This window comes from Saonia flava (assembly GCF_011927795.1).
Lineage (GTDB): Bacteria > Bacteroidota > Bacteroidia > Flavobacteriales > Flavobacteriaceae > Saonia > Saonia flava.
The window spans coordinates 281,636-303,216 of sequence record NZ_JAATJJ010000001.1; the positions used below are offsets into that span (position 1 = coordinate 281,636).

A 21,581-nucleotide genomic window follows, 5' to 3' on the forward strand; every position below is an offset into this window, starting at 1 on the left:
TTTTTCTAGCTATAGAACCGCAATTTTCCTGTCATTGCTCCTAAAATAAGAAATGTAATACCAAAGAAGTCACAGAAAAGTCATGAAACTTACGTAAGAGTTTATGTTTCTGTGATATCACTGTTATGTTGTTGGGGTTAGTTTGCAGTATTAACTTTAAAAAATCATTATGAAAAATCTATTATTATTTGCAGGAGTACTTGCTCTATTAAGTAGTTGTCATAGAGGCAACGTGGACGATGAACCAGCCATGTCCAATTTAACCCTAAACCTTAATGGTTTGGAGGACTTAGGTGGCGATTTTTTATACGAAGGATGGATAATTGTTGACGGAGCTCCTGTTTCAACGGGAACTTTTTCGGTGAATGCCAGCGGAGAACTTTCCGAAAGTACCTTTTCCTTGGATACCGAAATGTTGGAAAGTGCCACTAACTTTGTTCTCTCTATTGAACCAGTTCCAGACCCATCCCCAGACCCTGCTCCAACAAAATTGTTAATTGGAGAATTTAATGGGGATATGGCAGCTGTTTCCACAGGTACTGTTGCCGCAAGTTTTGATACCGTTGCAGGGGAGTACATTTTGGCTACACCAACAGGAACGGGTGCGGAAAATGAAAAATATAGTGGATTGTGGTTCTTGAACAATAGCTCAGGAAGTCCAATGGTCGGTTTGGAACTACCTACTCTAAATGATGGTTGGAAGTATGAAGGATGGGCTGTAATTGACGGTGTCCCTGTAACAACAGGTACCTTTACCGCAGTGGACGATTTTGATGAAGCCGATCCATTTAGTGGCTCCAATCCTGGTCCTCCATTTCCAGGAGAGGATTTCTTGCACAATGCTCCAAGTGGATTAACATTTCCAACAGATTTAAGGGGTGGAGTTGCCGTAATCTCCATAGAACCTTACCCAGACAATAGCCCAATGCCATTTACATTAAAGCCACTTGTGGGTATGATTCCCGCAGACGCTATGGGTGTACAAGCATTGGGAGACAATGTAAGTGCCAGTTTCCCAACGGGAACGGTAAGCCGATAATAATATAGGTGTTAGTTATTAATTAGTAAGAAGGCCCAGCGGAATTCCGCTGGGCCTTCTTGTATATATAGTTAGATTGGTATTTTATTCCCAGGAGTCTATTCCGTCCTTATCGTCAAAAACATAATTCCCCACTAAATCCTTTCGGTGTTTAAATGTTAGAAAGGTTAAAAAAAGCAATAAGATATATAGGTATAAAATAAGCATTGACATTGGTTTAAAAGAATCTGGCAATAAATGGTCTTTAAAATCAGTATAGCTCAACAACTTGTTAACCGATTCATATAGTTTAAATAGATATACAAATAGGATAATATATAGGGAGTACTCAAGATTTCTCATTTGTATGTCCGGCCTTTCCATCTCCCTGATTTTAAACTGAATAACATAAATATAAACAAAATGTACAATGGTAAGTATGGGAAATATATAATTGTCCGGCCTTAAAAAGTAGAACTTATTGGTGTATACTCCATAGAAATTGAGCACTATTAAAATACATAGTACACAAATTGAAAGCAACATGCTTCGTTTCCATGAAAAAATACGCAAAAGGTGATTCATATATTTTGAGGGATCTTTAGTTTCCTTTCGGTTTTAAAAACGTGGGGCATTATCTATTATTTGAAATAATCGATGAAAGGATAGGAATGTTGGGTATCTTAAAAAATCTGTGGTCAAATTCTTGGTTAAATGTTAAAATCATACCTTAGGGCTACTCTTTATATAGAGCACTTTTATGGTTAAAAAGCGATATTTCTACTTAATACAACTTCAATTTTTGGGTTTTAGATACAGTGGTTGGCAAAAACAACCTGGTCAAAAAACTATTGAAAGTATGTTGGTAAAAACCTTGAAATTTGTCCTCCCCAATACAAAATTTAAAGTTTTGGGGGCTGGTAGAACAGATTCTAAAGTCTCTGCATTGGATGCCAAATTTGAATTGTTTATTGAAGAAAAAACAATAAATGATTTTAAAAAGTTTCTAGACGAGTTCAACAAAAACCTACCACCTGATATAAAGGCCCTTGATATCATAGAAGTTGATGCACGTTTCAATATTATTCAAAGTAGTAAATCCAAGGAATATGTATACCTGTTCGCCCATGGACAGAAGAACCATCCTTTTTGCGCTCCCTTTTTAGCCAATATAATAGAAGAGTTGGATATTGAACTTATGAAAAAAGGAGCCAAGTTATTTATTGGCAACCATAATTTTAGGGCCTACACCGCAAGACCGCAAGAGAATACCACTTTTGATAGGATTGTTACCAATTGTGAAATAACAGAAAACACCCTTTTAAAAGCCAATTTTTTTCCAGAAAAAAGCTATGCGCTATACGTGGAAGGTGAGGGATTTATACGCTACCAAGTACGAATGATCATGGGGGCCTTGATTCTTTTGGGCAAAGGTGAACTTACCTTAGAGGCTATTAAAGAATCTTTACAAGAAGGATACAACGACCAAATTTCCTATGTAGCCCCTGGTTCCGGGCTATTATTAAATAAGTTGGAGTTTAAAAAATGAGTGTTTAGAAATAAGTATGCTAGATTGGGAATAGTATGCTAACCAATGAAATAACTAAAAGACATGAAAAAGTATATTCTATTATGTATAGTTCCAATTTTGTTCCAATGCTCCAGTTCAGATAAAAAGAAAGCTGTATTTAATGTTTACGATTATGGGTCTGTTGGTGATGGCATTACCAATGACCAGAAAGCCATCCAAAAAGCAATTGATGCATGTAAAGGAACGGGTGGCACAGTATTATTTCCTAAAGGAACCTTTTTGACCGGTCAATTAATGCTGGGAAGCAACATGACTATAAAAATTGATTCAATGGCCACTATTTTAGGAATTCAATCTGATTCTGAAGAAGCTTATCCCCACCATAAAATTGAGACAAAATTTCCAAACAGAATGCTAGAAGATTGCCAACGTAGATTAATTTATGGGAACCATGTAAAAAATGTAACCATAACGGGCAAAGGAAAAATAAATGGGCAGGGTGATTATGAACCATGGATGAATGTAAAATCACTGGGAACGGAAAAAGATAGGCCCTCTATTTTGGCCTTTGTTGGGTCCGAAAATATTGTTGTTTCTGGTATTACCATGGTAAAACCAGCATGTTGGACACAAGTGTACATAGAATCTGATAATGTTGTTATCCGAAATATAAAAGTAAATACTGGTAATTTAACACCTAATAGGGATGGTATTGATATTGTCGATTGCCATAATGTCTTAATAGAAGATTGTGATATTAAATCCGAGGACGATGGAATATGTTTTAAGAGCGGTAGTGAATATGGGTGCAAAGATGTAATAGTACGCAATTGTATTATTGATAAACTAAATGTAAATGCAGGTAATTGTTTTAAATTGGGGACAGATGGTTTGGGGAGCTTTATGAATTTTGATGTTTCTGGATTAACCCTTAAAAATGCAAATCAAAATTCAGCTTTGGTAATAGAATCTATGGATGGTGCGGTAATAGACAATATAAATGTTAGCAATTGTGAAATTTTAAACTCTGGTCAGGCCATTTTTATATTATTGGCAGATAGAAAACGTACGGTTCCAGAAAGAGAACCAAGGATAGGGAGTATTTCCAATATTCATTTTAAAAATATTAGTGGAGAAGGGTTTACAAGACAATACCCTTCTATAATTACTGGAATAAGGGGGCATAATATTCAGAATGTAACCTTTAACAATTTAAATTTTAATTTAAAGGGAGGTATAAAAACTACTGATCAGACTGTCATGGAATACGATGGCGCATATCCTGAAGGAAGCAAATTTGGAAATACAAATGCCTATGGGTTTTATATTAGGCATACAGATAATGTGGAATTTGAAAATTGCAATATATCATCAGAATTACCAGATGCCCGCGAATGGCTGGTAACAGAAAATGTAAAAAACATAAGCATTAGGTAATAAATGAGAAGAGAATTGGTCTTAAAAGCCAATTAAACCCATTTTCAAAAACCTGCTTGCTAAATTTCTTTTGAAGTTATTTCTTTAATAGAATTATGATATTTAATATTGAAAACACTGTAATAGTGCTAGTTTTATAAAACTAATTCTGTCGTCATGAATGTTAACTTCATCTAAAAAGACATCTTTCTTTTAACAGTTATTATGTTAATTTTTCTTAACAAAGGTTAAACGTCGTTAAAGGACTTGACAAAATTGTCTCTACCCTTATATTAAGAGCGTTGAGTTATTAATCACAATCTTTTACAGAACAGGACATTCGTCCACTTGCTAGTTTCATAGCATAACAAAGACTTTTCCCGCTCAACATTTACATATTGTTTAATTAAAAAATTTATTCATGAAATATTTAAATATTAATGAAGAAAAATTAATTCCTGTAGTTATGGGCTTAAATACACTTTTGGCCGATTACCACATTTATTATCAAAAACTAAGAAACTTTCACTGGAATATTCTGGGTAAGAATTTTTTTGATCTACATGAAAAATTCGAAGAGCTATATACAGAAGCCAGAATTAAAATTGATGAAATTGCTGAAAGGATTTTAACCTTGAGGTACCATCCCATGAGTAATTACAGTGAATATCTAAAGACATCATCCATTAATGAAAACAACGATTCTCCATCTGACAGGCAAATGGTCATGGAAATACTAAAAGCGCATCAAATATTGCTCAAGCAAATGAGCATTGTTATTGGAAAGGCCAATGAAGTAGGGGATGAGGGAACCATAGATCTCATTGGTGGATATATAAGGGAATTGGAAAAAGCGAGTTGGATATTGGATGCATGGCATAAAAATAACTCCGATAACTTAAAATCAACCTCCTCCATACTATAAATAAAGACGAAGAGACAACTAATATTAACCCTAAAAATCAGAAAATGAAATATTTAAAATTAATTACAATCGCAACATTTATACTGGGAACAACTGTAATAAGTGCCCAAGAAAAATCTAAAGAAACAGTTCAGGAAACCACTAAGAAGACGTATAAATTATATAAGGACGGAAAGTTGATAAAGAATTCTGTTTTAGTGAATACCAAAATTTCACAACCTATTTTGACAGATGATGCAGATAAAAAGAAAGTCAATCAAACCAGGGTTTTTCCAAATAAGAAAAAGGTGACCAAGACTGTACGCATAGATAATGACAAGGACGATAAATATGATGAAAAAATTGTATTCAGCTACATGACAGATAGCATTTCTGATTTTGTTTTGGTAAGCGATATAGATGAAATAATAGTTGCTGTCGAAGACGGAAGTAACCTAGAAATATTGGAAAATATAACCTTAAAATCCAAGGCAAACAATAAAAAAGTATATGTGTTTACTGATGGAAAAGGTAAAGAAGTAGAGCTTTTTGTAGAAAGTCATACCTCCATAAAATAAGAGGAACACCAAATAAATAACACGAATACCATTATAAATAGAATATTAATCTTAAAAACTAAAATTATGTTACGTTGGACAATCACATTTGTAATTATCGCCATTATAGCCGGAATCTTGGGATTTGGGGGAATCGCTGGAGCATCAGCAGGAATCGCTAAAATATTATTCTTCATATTCATAGTACTGTTTGTACTATCCCTTGTAAAAGGCTTACTATCTAAATAATTTATTAACCATAAAAACACATTAAAATGAAAAAGTTATTATTAAGTATCATAACCATATTTGCCTTATCCACTGTAATTATGGGGTGTAGAGACCCCAAAACTACCGAGGAGAAAGTAGAAGATGGAATTGAAGAAGTTGGAGACGACTTAGAAGAAGGTGTAGAAGAAATTGAAGATGAAATTGATGATGCAACAGACGACAATTCTTAAGAAGCTGCACACATAATAAAAAAGGGCGCATACTAATGCGTCCTTTTTTAGTTTCTAACCAAACAGATTAGATGATAAATATCTATCGCCTTTGTCGCAGACGATGGACACAATGACCCCACTATCCAAAGTTTTGGCCAACCTAAGTGCTGCGGTGGCGGCACCACCACTACTAACACCACAGAAGATTCCTTCTTCCCTAGCCATTTTAACTGCCATTTCATTGGCATCGGTCTCATTTACATCCAAAATCTTATCTACTTTGCTGGGATTAAAAATTTTTGGCAAATATTCTTCTGGCCATCTTCTTATGCCAGGAATTCTAGAACCATCTTCTGGTTGTACGCCAACAATTTGAATATTTGGATTCACTTCCTTTAAATAAGTAGACGTTCCCATAATGGTACCCGTAGTTCCCATAGCAGAAACAAAATGGGTTATTTCCCCTTCTGTATCCTTCCAGATTTCTGGACCGGTGGATTTATAATGTGCTTGCCAATTGTCATTGTTCGCAAATTGGTTGAGCATGATGTATCCATCATTATTAACCTTGGATTCGGCATAATCCCTCGCTCCTTCAATACCTATATCAGAAGGAGTCAAAGTAACTTTAGCCCCGTAGGCCCTCATGGTCTGTACTCGTTCTTTAGTTGAGTTTTCGGGCATTACCAATTCCATATCCAAACCGTATATACCTGCAATCATGGCCAATGCAATTCCCGTATTGCCACTGGTAGCTTCTATTAGTTTGGAATTGGTGTCAAAATCACCTCTTTCCAAACCAGCCCTTATCATATTTAGAGCAGGCCTATCCTTTACGCTTCCACCAGGATTATGGCCTTCCAATTTAAAATAAAGGGTTACATTGGGATTTTGGTTTAACACCCTTGATTCCACCAATGGGGTATTACCAATTAAATCCAGAATATTATGAGACATGTGGTTGGGTTTTTATTTTGATCTCAGGGGTATGAAAAACTTTTGAGTTTGCAGGCACAGAACTGGTTATCCATGCATTTCCACCAATAATGGAGTTTTCACCAACAACAGTTTCTCCTCCCAAGATAGTGGCATTTGCATATATGGTTACATTTGACTCAATAGTGGGATGTCGCTTAGTTTTTTGAAGATTTTTTGCAACATACAGCCCTCCTAAAGTAACCCCTTGGTATATTTTCACATGATCTTTTATAATGGCTGTTTCACCAATAACCACACCCGTTCCATGGTCTATATGGAAAGATTCACCTATGGTAGCGCCTGGATTTATATCCACTCCTGTTTGTCTATGGGCATATTCCGTCATTAAACGTGGCACCAAAGGAAATCCATCTATATAAAGTTCATGTGCCAACCTATAAATGGCAATGGCATAAAAACCGGGATAGGCCATATACACTTCTTCAACTGATAAGGAAGCTGGGTCACAATTAACTGTGGCTTCTGCATCCAAATTTAATTTCTCCAAAATGTTCGGTAGTTTAGAAACATATTTTTTCCATAGTTCCGAACACGGTTTTTCAACTTCCCAACAGGCCAAGTTGGTTAATTCATCAAAAAGAATTTCCAGCTTTTTCAAATTTTCCTCAACTGGGGTGTCAATATCAAATAGGGTGTAAAAAAGGGTGTTGGCAAATACCTCTGTTTTTTCTTTAAGACAATACCTTAGGTTAGGCTGCTTCTTGTGAAGAATTATTTTGTCAATTATAGATTTTATATCCATCCTAGAATTCGTTGTAGTTCAAAATTAACCAATATTTCAAAAGCAGGTCTGTCAAAATGGTTAACTTTAGCTTAAAATATCTATTGCTAAGTCGAATGAACAATCCTGTAATTACCAAGAGCACCCTCAATTTTTTAAATGAATTAAGTAAAAACAATACCAGAGAGTGGTTTACTGAGCATAAAACCGAGTTTAAAGCTCATGAAGCCGATATAAAAGGATTCTATAAAGTTTTAATGGACAAACTAAACGTCCATGATGAGATTGAGAAAATTAAAATGTTTCGAATCTATAGAGATGTTCGTTTTTCAAAGGATAAAACTCCGTACAAAACACATTTTGGAGGTTCATTCTCTAGGTCTGGCGCTAGATTAAGGGGAGGTTACTACTTGCAGGTTGCCAACAATGAAACTTTTATTGCCACGGGCTTTTGGGAACCCAACAAAGACGATTTGTTCCGAATACGAAAGGAATTTGAAATGGACAGCACGGAGATTCGAAAAGTAATTAATGACAAGACCCTCAAAAATGTATGGGGAGAAATAAAAGGGGAGGGGTTAAAAACGGCCCCTAAAGGTTTTGATAAAGAAGACCCAAATATTGATTTAATTAGAATGAAACAATTTATTTTTGTTCGCAATTTCACAAATAAGGAAGTTCTTTCCAACAACTTTATTGATGTTGTGGACGATTCCTTTAAGTCCATTAGACCCTATTTTGACTTAATGAGTGATATCCTTACCACTAATTTGAATGGGGAGTCACTACTAGACTAAAACAGGTTTATCAAAAAATTGAACTTGGTCCTTTAAGCGTTCTATAACCATATTCATCATTCTCTTGTTAAGTGCTGACGAATCCTTTATATATAGATTGTATTCTTCCACTGTAAATTGACCAATGACCATTCCTTTTAAGGAGTTTCTAAACTTAATGTCCTTTTGAATTGCATTTTCTATATAGACCAACTTCTTTTCAAGGGAAAGTTCCAAAAAATAATTTTTGTGCTTCTTAATATAGTTTTTAAAAACAGCCAATAAAAGATTGTTCTGAAGTTTAATAATGGGCCTAAGGGTTTCATTTTGAAATCGCTCATTATCACTCATGTTTTCTGTTAAACTGCTACTGGAAATCTGTGGGCGAATCTTTAGTAGATCCATAGATCTAGTGTTCATCTGTGTAGTTTTCCTAAAGATAATCATAAGAAGGCCTAGGAATTTCTGTGCGAAAATTAGTTTTTAACGAGGTTATAAACAAAAAGCCACTGAGGTTTTCAGTGGCTTTTAAAAATTATGCAATAATCTTATTTACTTTCTAAAAACTCCTGATAGGTTTTAACAGCAATACCTTCTGAAGATTTAAATTTCTTTTTTAATTTTGAAAACTCTGTTTTTGCCTCTTCAAATCTTTCCATAACAATAGCTAAATTATCTAACTCTGTTGGAGATGGTTTGTCATAGCTTAAAACTAATTTACTATATAAATTCCCTATTTTTTCACGTAGCTGGGGTTCCGCGCTTCCCACATAATTATCACCTGTAGTAATAACCAAGGTCTCTTTTAAGTTATTTAATTTAGTTTCCATTTTAGAGTTTTTGTCAGCTTCGGCCTTCGCAATCATTTCATCTAACTCATAAACCAAATATGCCAATTCCTGGGTCATATCATACAATAACATAATGGTTTCATTTTTTAATTTTCTGTCGGCTTCGTTTAAGGGAGAGTCTTTATCATATATCAATTCAAATGTGTGCTCATAGGTTTCCTTCCCTTTTGTTAACACCGCTTTATATGTCCCTGCCGGAACTTGCGGGGTTGTGAATCCAGAAAAACTAAATGTTTTTCCTTTGGCCATTTTTGGTTGTTTTCTGCTATAGTTCCAGTTCACAATATTGATTCCCTTAGATTTCCCAGGGCCCATCTCACTAATTACATTGCCCAACATATCCTGGATTTCCAAACTCATTTTACCAAACGTATGTCTTTTCTTAAGAAAATATTTGAGTTGGAAATTTTTGCTCTTACTAGCGCCAATAAATTGCGTCTCATTTCCAAAACCACCGGTAAATCCACTTTCTTCATTAATAACAGTAGGTGCATTTACAAAAAAATGGACATCCTTGTTTAATACTTCATCATTTAATTCCCTAAGTGGAGAAATATCATCAATGATAATGACTCCTCTACCATGGGTTCCCATAACCAAATCATTGGTCGTTTTTTGCAAATCAATGAAATGTACTGCAACGGAAGGCATGTTATTTGTAAACTTGTACCAGTTCTTTCCGCCATTGGTGGTTATGTACAACCCAAACTCAGTTCCTAAAAACAATAAATCTGGGTTAACATAATCTTCTTGAATGTTCCGTGTTATGCCAACAACGTCCTCCGTTATAATATTTGTCCAAGTTTTACCAAAATCCGTAGTTTTATAAGCATAGGGATTCATATTGTTCATTGTGTGCCCATCAAATACAACATAGGCGGATCCCTTATTGAATGTGCTTGCTTCAATATGATATGTCCATATGTTTTTAGGTAAACCAACAATATTTTCAACGGTGTTGGTCCAAGTTTTACCACCATCCCGTGTTACCTGTACGTTACCATCATCTGTACCTACCCAGATGATATTTTCATCCAAAGGAGATTCGGCAATTGTAAAGATGGTAGTATGGTTTTCTGCCCCGGAATTATCCATGGATAAGCCTCCCGAGTTTTCTTGTTCCTGTTTTGCTGGATCATTGGTTGTTAAATCTGGGGAAATAATTTCCCAAGTATCGCCCATATCTTCCGATTTGTGCAAGAATTGGCTTCCCATATAAAACCTATCGGGTTGAAAATTACTTAGTGCCATGGGAGCATTCCAATTAAAACGAAGCTTTTCAGTATTCTTGGTGACCAATGGCTGTATAGTCTTTGTGAGATTTTTGTCCACATCATACCTCCATACATTTTCGGCACCTTGCATTTCTGAATAAACAATGTTCTTAGTTGGGTGTTTAAGCACCCTAAAACCATCTCCACCTCCCACTGAATTCCAATCTCTTGCTTCTACACCACCATCGGAAGAGGAAGGCCCATACCAAGAACCGTTATCCTGCAAGCCTCCATATATATTGTAGGGTGTTGCATCATCAACGCTGATATGATAGAACTGTGAAAGAGGTAAATTCTCCACAATTTCCATTGTAGTACCTCCATTCCATGAGCGGTAGACACCTCCATCCGTGCCAACATACATCACATCCGAATCTTTTATTCCAAAGGCAATATCATGGATATCACTGTGCATATTGCCAAGACTTTTAAAGGTTTTTCCTCCATCCCTTGATATAGAGCCAAATAGTCCACCTTTTACTATAACATTTTCATCTTTCGGGTCCACAACAATTCTAGAAAAGTAAAAGGGTCTAACTGTAATACCAAAATCATTGTTAAGCTGTTCCCAACTGTTCCCAGCATCATCACTTCTATAAAGACCTTTCTTTTCATCCTTTTCAGCTTCAATTACTGTATAGAGAATGTTAGAATTGGAGGGGGCTAAGGCTATTCCCAATCTACCAAGCTTACCATCAGGAAAACCTTTGTGAATTTTATTCCAAGTGGCACCGCCATCAGTAGATTTATACAATGCGCTATTGCTTCCGCCAGATTCAAAAGACCATCCCGTTCTTCTAAACTCCCACATGGAGGCATATAAAATATTTGGATCATTGGGGTCCATTGTTAAATCGGCACAACCTGTTTTTTGATCTATGTACAATAGTTTTTCCCAAGTTTCACCGGCATCATTGGATTTATATACACCGCGTACATCACTATCTCCCCATAAAGCCCCAAGAACACCTACATATATTTCATTGGAGTTTTTTGGATTTACAAGTACACTGGTAATACGTTCAGATTTTTCAAAACCTATTTTTTTCCAGTTGGACCCTCCATCAACAGACTTATATAAACCATCACCCACAGAAACACTATTTCGTGTCCATGTCTCACCTGTTCCAACATAGATTACATTATCTGGATTATTGGGGTCCAAAGTGACTACTCCAATCGATTGGCAGTAGTCATCAAAAATTGAATTGAAGGTTGTGCCAGCATCATTGGATTTCCAAACACCTCCACCGGCAGTACCGGCATAAATGACTCTACTGTTTGTAGGGTGTACTTCCATGTCATTTATTCTACCACTCATTAAGGCGGGTCCAATGTGTCTTGCAGTTATATCACCAAATAATTCTTTGCCATTTACTTTGGGGTTGGATTGGGAAAATCCAATATTGGGAAGTAAAAATCCCATTATTATTACTACTAGTATGTTTTTCATTTTAGATGGGTTTAAAAAAAAGACCCTCATTATAAGGGCCTTTTAAATATGGTTTTTATTTTTCTCCTTCCATTTCATCTGGAAAGACAAACAATTTTTCGTCCACCTCTGGATTTAATACTATACTCTCAATAGTTATAGGTGCAGAACCAGGCTGTCCTTTTACACCTTGTGTAATTGAAAATGGAAAATACAAACCATCTACTTCCTGGTAATCACTCATTGTGATTTCTTGAATCATTCCCTTTGCCGGGCCAGACTTAACTTCTGACTGGACTGCTATGGGAACAAAGTTTTCTGTATCAAAGAAATAAAAACTAACATCTTCCTCTACATTACCATCCACGGTAACGGGTTCTTTAACCAATTTTATTTTAAAGGTATCGGCACCATCAATGGTTTCATTTCCAATTAATTCAACAGTATATCCCTTTTCTTTATAATCAATAAATGCATCAGGAAAATCATTAGAGTTTAATTTAAAATTGGCGGTGGACTCGGCATCGCTTTTTTCTGCTTTCATGGTCATCATATTATGGCTCCATAAGGTTTCTCCATCAAAAACACCCTGCTTTATTTCTTTGCCTTGAAAAGTAAAGGAAGTCATTTGTTTCCCATCGCTCATTTGTATAATTTCCAAGGGTATTTCCAACCCTTGTTGATTTATTTTTGCTACCATTTTTAAACCCTTAACGGCTTTTAGGGTTTCTAGCCCCCCTATATTTTCAAAATAACTACTTAATATTTCATCGGCCGTTTGCGCTTGTGACGGCAACGTCATTAGTAGCATTAATAAAGCAATACCTAATTTTAGTGTTTTCATGATTTTTATTTTAATTTATAGTTTTATTCCTTTTAGTTAGTATCAAATGTGTTTTTATTGTTACAAATTTGTCCAATAATTATTTAAAAAAAGACTCTAAATGAAGTTCGGAAAAGTTGACCATCCAGAATTAATAGATTTTACGATGCCAAAGGACCATCCTTATACCCAGGTTCTTCTACAAAGACAAGATAAGGAAATTCCACTATCTGTTTATGTAGGATGTGCCAAATGGAACAGACAAGATTTAAAGAATTTTTACCCAAGAGGAACCAAGGATGAACTTGTCTATTATTCTTCCCAGTTTAATAGTATTGAGCTTAACGCAACATTTTATAGAATTTTTCCAGAAGAACAATATGATAAATGGTATGACAAAACCCCTGAAAATTTTAAGTTTTTTCCAAAAATTTCTCAAGATATAAGTCATTTACGAAGGTTAAATGAAAAAGTGTACCCCATAGTGGACAGGTACTTGGATGTAACATCACACTTAAAAGAGAAGTTGGGAACCATCTTTTTGCAGATGCATGGTAATTTTGGGCCTAAAAATTGGGATAGAGTAGTGCAATTTGTAGAGTATTGGCCCAAACAGTTTCCATTGGCCATTGAGTTTAGACATACAGATTGGTTCACCGATGAAAAAGTAGCCCAAGAACTTTATCACCTTTTGGAAGAAAACAATATTGCGAATATATTGGTAGATACAGCCGGCAGGCGTGATCTTATGCATATGCGCCTTACCAATAATGAGGCCTTTGTTAGATATGTAGGGGCCAACCATGAAAGTGACTATACTAGATTGGACGATTGGGTAGCAAGATTATACGAATGGAAGACTGAAGGCCTTAGAAACATTCATTTCTTTGTGCATCAAAATATGGAGTTGGAATCTCCACTATTATCGGGGTATTTTATTGGAAAATTGAACGAAAAACTAGGTTGTAATTTACAAATTCCAAAAACGTTACATGATTCCGATAATAAGTTATTTTAATTCTTTTTGATAGTCTAACTTTGCTCTCTCTAAATCGTATATAATGAGATTTCATACTAGAAAATTAGTAAAACCAGGAGATTTAAATGCCAATGGAACATTGTTTGGTGGTGCAGTCTTGGCATGGATAGATGAAGAGGCAGCTCTTTACAGCATTATACAACTGGAAAATAAGAAGGTGGTTACCAAATACATGTCGGAAATCAACTTTATGAGCAGTGCCCATAGAGGGGATATTATTGAAATTGGTGTGGCAGTGGTTAAATTTGGGAAATCTTCACTGACTTTAAAATGTGAAGTTAGGAATAAAATGACCCTTGAGACCATTGTTACAGTGGACAACATAATTATGGTAAATCTTGGCGATGATGGAAAGCCTAAAAATCACGGAAAGACCAAAATAGAATATGTAAAAGACAGAATAGCCAAGGAAGAGAAGAATTCTTAATTTTCGGCAATTGCCTGGACTTCATCCAAAACTCGCAATAAATTACCACCCCACAATTTGGAAATCTCTTCTTCCGAATATCCTCTTTTTACAAGTTCCAGCGTAACATTAAAAGTTTCTGAGGCATCGGACCAACCTGCTATTCCGCCACCGCCATCAAAATCGGAACTAATACCTACATGGTCTATTCCCATAAGCTTCACCATATAATCAATATGGTTCACAAAATCACCGACATCCACAGCTGGTGGAGCACTTTCATCGCCCTTAACTAATTCTTCTGCCACGGCAACAACTTCACGGTAGTTTTTAAAAAATGATGCTCTTTGCTCATTCGTTAAACTGCCAAATTGGGAACGTTCGTACCAATCCATCTGTAAAGAATCGGCAACATTCTTATAAACACCCTTCATATATTCTGACCTCTTATCGTTTTTTTCCGTATTTAGATAGGACCCAAAGGCTACAGTTTGAACAACTCCACCATTCTCTTTCATCATCAAAAGTTGTTCATCATCTAAATTTCTACTATGGTCACATAATGCCCGTGCAGAAGAATGTGATGCAATAATGGGAGCCTTGGATAGGGCAATCATCTGTTTCATAGCTTCTTTGGATGGGTGAGACACATCAATCATTATTCCTAATCTATTCATCTCTTTTACAGCATCTTTACCAATATCACTTAAACCATTAAATGACCATATACTGTCTCGCTCCCCCGTATTGGAATCAGAAAATTGACTGTGTCCATTATGCGCCAATGAAACATATCTGGCACCTAACTTGTGATACTTTTCAAAATTTGAAAAATCCTCTCCCATGGGATATGCATTCTCAACACCGATCATTGCCACTTTTTTGCCTGCCTTCTGTATTCTACGCACATCATTGGAGGTTAATGCCAGCTCAATTTCATCGGGTGCAATTTCTTCACAGAGTTTATGAATTGCATCAAATTTAGCCATTGCATTTTCGGAGGCTTTTGCATATCCTGCATCTGTAAGAGTGTCCTGTCCGGTATAGACAATTAGCCAAGCAACATCCAACCCGCCAGCCTTCATTTTTGGAAGGTTAACTTGTGTATTCAGGTTTTGGGTGTAATTAATACTGTCCGTAAAATTGTTAACATTGATGTCATCATGCGTGTCTATCGTAATCACTTTTTCATGGATTTCTTTTGCTTTATCCTCAATTGAAATCTCCTCTTTTTTTTCACCTTCTGCACACGAGAGCACCGATAAAGCACAAATTAATCCGATAAACTGTTTCATTTTCTAATTTTTACACCTACAAATTAAGCATTTTGACAACAACTACATGCACGTAGATAACATTTAATTGCGTACGCTATACCTATTATGGACTTTTATTAAAATCCTAAGTTATGGCTTAGGGAATTAATATTTTTTGTTGGATAAAAATCATAATTATCCAATGTGACAAATTAACAGAATAAGTAAAATGCCTACTAAATCCAGAAATCTTTTTTCTCAACTATCGGACATTGAAGAGCAATTGAATAATTTTTCATTTGAAGAATTGACTTCTGAGGAAGCTTCAGAATTAAAAATGACTTTTCAGTCTTTCAAAAACAATCTGGAAAATAAATTCTTTGGTGGAAAATCCAATAAAGCCGAAAGCCAAGCCACTAAAAAAAGTGAAAGCTCGGACGAGGCCAATTTAATAGCCAAGGTAAGCCATGAAATAAGAACTCCATTGAACGGAATCATTGGTTTTACAGATCTCTTAAAAGAGAGTTCGTTGACCAAAAAACAAACGGATCATGTAGATGCCATACAATCGGCATCACAAACATTGATGCAAATCATAAACGAGCTTTTGGAGTATTCCAAACTTTCTGCTGGTTTAAACGAGTTGACTTCCATTGAATTTAATTTTCATAAGCTTGTCAACGATGTATCCTATTTGTGCAAAACATTAATTGTGGACAAAAGCATTGATTTTGAGGTGAGAATGGACAGTGCCATACCTAAAATATTGGTCGGTGATCCCTCCAAGTTATCTCAAATACTGTTGAATCTTATTGGAAATTCCATAAAGTTTGTTGAAAGAGGTTCTATTAAATTGACCATAATACAAGTTGGCTTGAGCAGTAATGATGTTCAATTAGAATTTGATGTTACGGATACCGGTATCGGCATATCCAAAGATGGTCTTGAGAATATTTTTGAATCTTTTAAGCAAGCAGAAACCGATACCTATTCAAAATACGGAGGTACAGGATTAGGCCTAAGCATTGTAAAACAGATAGTTGAAAAACTAAATGGAGAAATAGACGTTGTAAGCACTTTGGGTGTTGGTAGCACCTTCAGGTTTACACTTCCTTACCAAAAGAGCAATAATAATACAGCTATTGTAGAAGAAGTTACTCCCTACAAAGGCCAGGAGGAGCTTCTGGAAGGCATGAGAGTTCTTGTATTCGAGGACAATCATCTAAACCAAAGACTTATCAAACACCGATTGGAAAATTGGAAGTGTGAAGTGTTTTTAACAGATAAGGCTATTTACGGTCTCAATGTTCTAAAGAACCACAAGATAGATGTTGTTCTAATGGATCTTAGAATGCCTGTTATGGATGGCTTTGAAATCACCAAACAAATTAGGTCCAGTAAGGATGATAGAATTAAAAACGTTCCCATTATTGCTTTAACGGCAGATTTTTCTATCCATGATCAAAAGAAATGTGATGCGCATGGAATCAATGATTTTATTCTAAAACCCTATAGTCCGGACGAACTCATACACAAACTTCTTGCAAATAAAGAAATTGAAAATTTTCAAAGTCCTTCAAATATAGTTACAACAAATACCCAAGTTGAAGAAGGGGATTCTATTGTAGACCTTGACATTGTATATGAGGACTGTATGGGAGAAATGGATTTGTTAGAGGAGTTGGTGGGACTGTTTAAGGAAAACGCATTGGAGTTTATAGGAAAGGTAAAAATAGGAATCAAAAACGAAGACTTTGTTGCTATTAAGTTTGCTGCCCATAAAATTAAGACAGGCTTAAAGATGATGAAAACTAGGGCATTAAGTGATTTTGTGGAGAATATCCATAAAAATAGCGAAACAATTAAAAACATGGTAGAAATAGAAAACCTGTTCAATTGTTTCATAAAAGAATATTCTCTAGTGGAACTGGCCATTGATGTAGAGGTAGAAAAATTAAAAAGAAAATAACAATAAATAGTACAGATGCAGGAGAAGAAAAGGTTGCTATTAGCTGATGATGATGAATTGTTGGCATCTTTAATAAGTTTTAGGCTGGAAAAAGGTGGCTATGAAGTTTGTCTAAAGCGGGATGGTAAAGAGGTTAAGGAGTATTTAAGCCAAAATATTCCTGATATTATTGTGACAGATATTATGATGCCCTATTTCTCGGGCATAGAGCTCATAGATTTTGTTCGAAATCAATTAAAATCCAACATCCCGATAATTGTAATCTCATCCGCAGGAAACGAAGAGAATGTGTTAAGCGCTTTTGAGTTAGGTGCGAATGATTTTATTTCTAAACCAGTTAGTCCATCCGAACTTTTGGTACGGGTAGCACGGGAATTAAACAAAACATAATTATTTATTAGAGTACAAGTCTACAATATTATCCCCTTTATTGATCCCCCAAAAATCCATACGGATCTTTTGTGGGATTTAACGTGGTTATTTCTAGGGCTGGGAACAATATATTTTGCCTCTATATTTTATTTTAGGAATAAGATAGCATCCAAAGAAAAGCAAGTAACAAAAAAGAAAAGGGAGCTGTCACCAATAATAAGCGAGTTTCTTTTTTATGAAGAGAATGCGACCAAAGAGGAGAAAAGCAACTATATAAAACTTAAGATTGAAATAAGGGAATTACTAAAAAATGATTTTAATAGACAGGTACTGTCAGAGGTGCTTCTTGATTTGCAAAAAGATGTATCCGGGAATACCGAAAAGCGGGTTTTTGAATTGTATCAAGACTTAGGTCTTCACTTAGATGCCTATAAAAAGCTTAGAAGCTGGAAATGGCAAGTCGTTTCTAAAGGGATTTTAGAGTTGACCCAAATGGAAGTCTTTGATTCTTATAGCTTCATAAAAAAGTTTATCAATGACAAAAGAAGTGTTATTAGGAAACAAGCAGAAATAGCAACCGTTACTCTTAAAAATGATGGTTTAAGCTATTTTTTGGATACTACAAAATATAAAATTTCGGAATGGCAACAATTAAAGTTATTGGAAGTGGTAAGAAACCATAAAGACTTTGACCCTCCAAAATTTAGTGCATGGCTTACTTCTTCTAATAGGCATGTTGTTCTTTTTTCATTACGATTAATAAAATACTATAATCAGAACCAATCATATAGTTCAATAATAGAACTGGTTAGGCATAGAAACCATCAAATAAAAGAAGAGGCAATAAGCTGTATCAAGAAGTTTCAAATTATTGAGGCTAAAGACACCCTAAAAAGTGTTTTTTGGAAATGCAATGTGCATGTTAAAATATTGATTTTGGATACAATAGCTTCTTTGGGAAACAAAGAAGACATTGGCTTTTTAAAACTGGCCGTGAACAGGGAAACCAATTTTGTCACTAAAAACAAGGCCCTGAGCGCAATAAACGCTATTGTTCCAGAAACAATAATGCCTACTGAAGGGATTGCCCAAGTAGACATGGATTCCATTCAGACGTTGAAAGAAGCGGAAGACAATTTCACAGCTTTTGATAAAGCCTTAGAAATGGAGGATATAGATCCAAATCCTATTGATTCCGACACTATAACTCTTGAGGACGAAATAGAAACCAATAAAATTGAAAAAAACCTGGACAACCAAGACTCTACACAAGAATTGGAAGGAGAAGCCATAGCTACGGAAAATACCCTTGAAGAAAATCTGGAAGCTATGGAAATAGAAAGCACTTTGGATATAGAAATTTCTGAAGAGTTTGAAGAACAGGCGGAAGATGTTCAAGAAATCGAAGAGGTTGAACAGATAGAAGAGGAGGTAGAAGTCGACCTTGGAATAGAAGAAAAATTAAATGATACCTACTTGCCTCCAGAGGTTGTAATTACAGAAGAGGAAGAAAAAGAGCTTTTAGAAAATGAACTTGGAATAAATTTTTTACCCTTTGTTATTAATGAAGAAGAAATAGAAGCTGAAGAATTTATGGCAACCTCCACAACAAACATTTTTAATAATAACTTTTTTGAACAGGATAGCTATAACAAAATATTATTATTGGATACGCTGGAAGACCTTGGGGGTAAAAAGGAAATACCTTTTCTAAAGGAAATTATCGAAAAAGATACTAGCGAAACAATCAGGGAGCGCGCTTTGGAAATATTGAACGAATTTTCAGAGACAGAATACCACATAAACAAGAAGGATGCAATACTGTATGTAAATAATGCCCCAATAAATGGAGACAGTGTTTTTAAACAATTGTTCAATACATCAGATAGGGCAACAAAACTTGTTTTGCTAGATGAAATAATGGGAATAGGGGACAAAAAAGAATTAGCCTTTTTAAACTCGCTAGAAAATCAAAATGACCCTACAATTAGTGAAAAAGTAAAACTCGTAAAGAGAGAATTGGAAAAAAGAACTCATTATCAGAAAACAGCTAGCAGTGATAGTAACGAGGAAAATGAAATTTTGGAATCGGATGTTATTTTCCCATTGAATGATCAGAGCTTCCAATTACAACAGTCCATAACATATAATTCATCCAAAAGCTCAAAAGAAAGCACTCAACGCAAAAATAACAAAGGGCAAATACCTTTGGAGTTTTGCTTTTTATTGGATGAACTGGAAATAGAATTACCTAAACCAATGGGCATTTTTAACATTGATTTTGAACTGACCGAAGAGTTTTATAAGAATCAGGCTAAAAATGTCTCATATAATAAAAACAAGAAAAAAGAGTAGTGGGAGGCGGAGTATTTGATATTGTTCTAAATTATATAAACATTGTATTTTTTGTGTTTACAGTGGTGCTATTTGCACTGTTTACTTTTATGGGGTACCTATCCACAAGAAATTCCATTCACTACAGAAATAAAAATAGTTTTGGTGATTTGTCAAAAATTATGGCCTCGCCCATAGCCCCAAGTATTACCATAATTGCACCTGCTTATAATGAAGAGGCTACCATAGTGGAAAATATACGTTCCCTATTGTCCTTGCAGTATGTCAACTATGAGGTAATGGTTGTAAACGATGGCAGTAAGGATGATACATTGCAAAAAATGATTGAGTCCTATGATTTAGTGCAGGTAGATCATGATATAGATCCAAATATAAAATCCAAACCAATACGGGGAGTATACAAATCCAAACGTCTTTCCTTTTCAAAATTAATAGTAATAGATAAAGAGAATGGTGGAAAATCCGATGCCTTGAATACGGGTATACAGCTTTCTGATAGTAAATATGTAGGTTGTATAGATGTGGACTGCCTATTAATGCCAGATGCCCTTTTACATGTAGTTAAGTCGTTCTATGAACGAACACAGAAAAAGGTAATTGCTGTAGGTGGTGTTATACGGGTAGCAAATTCATGCAAAATAGCTGGTGGTATGTTAGAGGAAATTCGCTTGCCAAAAAGCTGGCTAGCCAAATTTCAATTATTGGAATATACACGCTCCTTTATTTTGGGTAGAATGGCCTGGGGAAGAATAGATAGTTTATTGATTATATCGGGAGCCTTCGGTTTTTTTGATAGGGAAATTGCTGTGGCAGTTGGGGGCTATGATACAGACACAGTAGGGGAGGACATGGAAATAGTCTTTAAAATGAGGCGGTACATGCACGACCAAAAAACTCCTTATACCATAGAATACATACCCAATTCTTTATGCTGGACCGAAGTGCCAGAGGATATAAGCATACTTATTAACCAAAGGGATAGATGGGCTCGTGGTAACTTAGAAACCTTATTTAAACATAAGGATATGTTCTTTAATTCCAAGTATGGCCGTTTGGGTCTACTTAGTTATCCGTATTGGTTTTTTTATGAGTGGTTGTCCCCCATACTAGAATTCTTTGGACTTCTTACGGTTATCTTTTTTTGTTATTTGGGCATACTCAACTGGGAATTCTTTATAGCGATTACAGGGACAATTTACGTGTTCTCAATTATGTTTTCCTTGTATGCCATTCTTTGGGATGTATATAGCTATAATGAATATAATAAGACAAAGGACATATTAATATTAATGTTATGCTCCCTAATTGAGCCTATAATTTTTCATCCTATTGTGGTATGGTCCGCTGTCCGTGGAAATTTAAAAAAACTGTTTGGGGTTGATTCTGGTTGGGGATTACAGGTGCGTAAAGGTTTTGCGAAGGCAACTTAAATAAAAGTA

21 protein-coding genes are annotated in these 21,581 nt (G+C 35.4%); 14 read left to right on the top strand and 7 right to left on the bottom strand.

The genetic code is table 11. The features are described from left to right. The first annotated feature begins 169 nt into the window (after positions 1-169). Positions 170-1,039, top strand: coding sequence for an anti-sigma factor domain-containing protein (locus GGR42_RS01340; protein ID WP_167960089.1), 870 nt, complete (start codon positions 170-172; stop codon positions 1,037-1,039). An 84-nt stretch (positions 1,040-1,123) separates the two neighbouring features. Here GGR42_RS01340 and GGR42_RS01345 read toward each other — a convergent pair whose 3' ends face one another. After that, positions 1,124-1,603 (bottom strand): hypothetical protein, encoded by a 480-nt coding sequence (locus GGR42_RS01345; protein WP_167960091.1) that lies wholly within the window; start codon positions 1,601-1,603, stop codon positions 1,124-1,126. Positions 1,604-1,820: 217 nt separating this feature from the next. On the opposite strand from GGR42_RS01345, the gene GGR42_RS01350 reads away from it, so the two are divergent. From GGR42_RS01350 to GGR42_RS01375, 6 genes are all read left to right on the top strand, one after another. Further along, positions 1,821-2,567, top strand: coding sequence for a tRNA pseudouridine synthase A (locus GGR42_RS01350; RefSeq protein ID WP_317169666.1), 747 nt, complete (start codon positions 1,821-1,823; stop codon positions 2,565-2,567). A gap of 63 nt (positions 2,568-2,630) precedes the next feature. Next, on the top strand, positions 2,631-3,986 hold the full coding sequence (locus GGR42_RS01355) for a glycoside hydrolase family 28 protein (RefSeq protein WP_167960095.1): 1,356 nt from the start codon (positions 2,631-2,633) through the stop codon (positions 3,984-3,986). Between the two features lie 400 nt (positions 3,987-4,386). After that, positions 4,387-4,890: a Dps family protein gene (locus GGR42_RS01360; protein ID WP_167960097.1), complete on the top strand. Its 504-nt coding sequence runs from the start codon at positions 4,387-4,389 to the stop codon at positions 4,888-4,890. Positions 4,891-4,934: 44 nt separating this feature from the next. Continuing rightward, a complete protein-coding gene (locus GGR42_RS01365) occupies positions 4,935-5,447 on the top strand; it encodes a hypothetical protein (protein WP_167960099.1) in 513 nt (170 codons plus the stop codon). A gap of 66 nt (positions 5,448-5,513) precedes the next feature. After that, a complete protein-coding gene (locus GGR42_RS01370; protein ID WP_167960101.1) occupies positions 5,514-5,675 on the top strand; it encodes a DUF1328 domain-containing protein in 162 nt (53 codons plus the stop codon). Between the two features lie 26 nt (positions 5,676-5,701). Then, on the top strand, positions 5,702-5,887 hold the full coding sequence (locus GGR42_RS01375; RefSeq protein WP_167960103.1) for a hypothetical protein: 186 nt from the start codon (positions 5,702-5,704) through the stop codon (positions 5,885-5,887). 54 nt (positions 5,888-5,941) lie between these two features. Here GGR42_RS01375 and cysM read toward each other — a convergent pair whose 3' ends face one another. Beyond that, positions 5,942-6,826 carry a cysteine synthase CysM gene (gene cysM / locus GGR42_RS01380; protein WP_167960105.1) on the bottom strand — a complete coding sequence of 295 codons (885 nt, stop codon included), beginning with the start codon at positions 6,824-6,826 and terminating at the stop codon, positions 5,942-5,944. Continuing rightward, positions 6,816-7,610, bottom strand: coding sequence for a serine O-acetyltransferase EpsC (gene epsC, locus GGR42_RS01385; RefSeq protein ID WP_167960107.1), 795 nt, complete (start codon positions 7,608-7,610; stop codon positions 6,816-6,818). Before epsC ends, cysM begins: the two co-directional genes overlap by 11 nt. A gap of 95 nt (positions 7,611-7,705) precedes the next feature. Here epsC and GGR42_RS01390 point away from each other — a divergent pair, with 95 nt between their 5' ends. After that, entirely contained in the window at positions 7,706-8,386 is a 681-nt protein-coding gene (locus GGR42_RS01390) for a DUF2461 domain-containing protein (RefSeq protein WP_167960109.1), read from the top strand. Here GGR42_RS01390 and GGR42_RS01395 read toward each other — a convergent pair. From GGR42_RS01395 to GGR42_RS01405, 3 genes are all read right to left on the bottom strand, one after another. Then, the gene (locus GGR42_RS01395; RefSeq protein ID WP_167960111.1) at positions 8,378-8,785 is read right to left on the bottom strand and encodes a glyoxalase; all 408 of its coding nucleotides are present in this window, start codon (positions 8,783-8,785) and stop codon (positions 8,378-8,380) included. The genes GGR42_RS01390 and GGR42_RS01395 overlap by 9 nt on opposite strands. Before the next feature lie 128 nt (positions 8,786-8,913). Then, positions 8,914-11,943 (bottom strand): WD40/YVTN/BNR-like repeat-containing protein, encoded by a 3,030-nt coding sequence (locus GGR42_RS01400; RefSeq protein ID WP_167960113.1) that lies wholly within the window; start codon positions 11,941-11,943, stop codon positions 8,914-8,916. Positions 11,944-11,998: 55 nt separating this feature from the next. After that, positions 11,999-12,766 (bottom strand): outer membrane lipoprotein-sorting protein, encoded by a 768-nt coding sequence (locus tag GGR42_RS01405; RefSeq protein ID WP_167960115.1) that lies wholly within the window; start codon positions 12,764-12,766, stop codon positions 11,999-12,001. A 100-nt stretch (positions 12,767-12,866) separates the two neighbouring features. Between GGR42_RS01405 and GGR42_RS01410 the strand changes: the two genes are divergently transcribed. Further along, positions 12,867-13,763, top strand: coding sequence for a DUF72 domain-containing protein (locus GGR42_RS01410; RefSeq protein WP_167960117.1), 897 nt, complete (start codon positions 12,867-12,869; stop codon positions 13,761-13,763). Between the two features lie 43 nt (positions 13,764-13,806). After that, on the top strand, positions 13,807-14,211 hold the full coding sequence (locus tag GGR42_RS01415; protein WP_167960119.1) for an acyl-CoA thioesterase: 405 nt from the start codon (positions 13,807-13,809) through the stop codon (positions 14,209-14,211). Here the strand turns inward: GGR42_RS01415 and GGR42_RS01420 are convergent. Beyond that, positions 14,208-15,485, bottom strand: coding sequence for a dipeptidase (locus tag GGR42_RS01420; protein WP_167960121.1), 1,278 nt, complete (start codon positions 15,483-15,485; stop codon positions 14,208-14,210). The genes GGR42_RS01415 and GGR42_RS01420 overlap by 4 nt on opposite strands. 190 nt (positions 15,486-15,675) lie before the next feature. On the opposite strand from GGR42_RS01420, the gene GGR42_RS01425 reads away from it, so the two are divergent. The 4 genes from GGR42_RS01425 (at position 15,676) to GGR42_RS01440 (ending at position 21,572) form a co-directional block, all read left to right on the top strand. Next, positions 15,676-17,415, top strand: a complete 1,740-nt coding sequence (locus GGR42_RS01425) for an ATP-binding protein (protein WP_167960123.1) — start codon at positions 15,676-15,678, stop codon at positions 17,413-17,415. Between the two features lie 15 nt (positions 17,416-17,430). After that, complete coding sequence (locus tag GGR42_RS01430) at positions 17,431-17,805, top strand: response regulator (protein ID WP_167960125.1); 375 nt, start codon at positions 17,431-17,433, stop codon at positions 17,803-17,805. A gap of 69 nt (positions 17,806-17,874) precedes the next feature. Continuing rightward, on the top strand, positions 17,875-20,142 hold the full coding sequence (locus tag GGR42_RS01435) for a hypothetical protein (protein ID WP_167960127.1): 2,268 nt from the start codon (positions 17,875-17,877) through the stop codon (positions 20,140-20,142). Continuing rightward, entirely contained in the window at positions 20,142-21,572 is a 1,431-nt protein-coding gene (locus GGR42_RS01440; protein WP_167960129.1) for a glycosyltransferase family 2 protein, read from the top strand. The genes GGR42_RS01435 and GGR42_RS01440 overlap by 1 nt, the downstream gene beginning before the upstream one ends. The last annotated feature ends 9 nt before the right edge of the window (positions 21,573-21,581 follow it).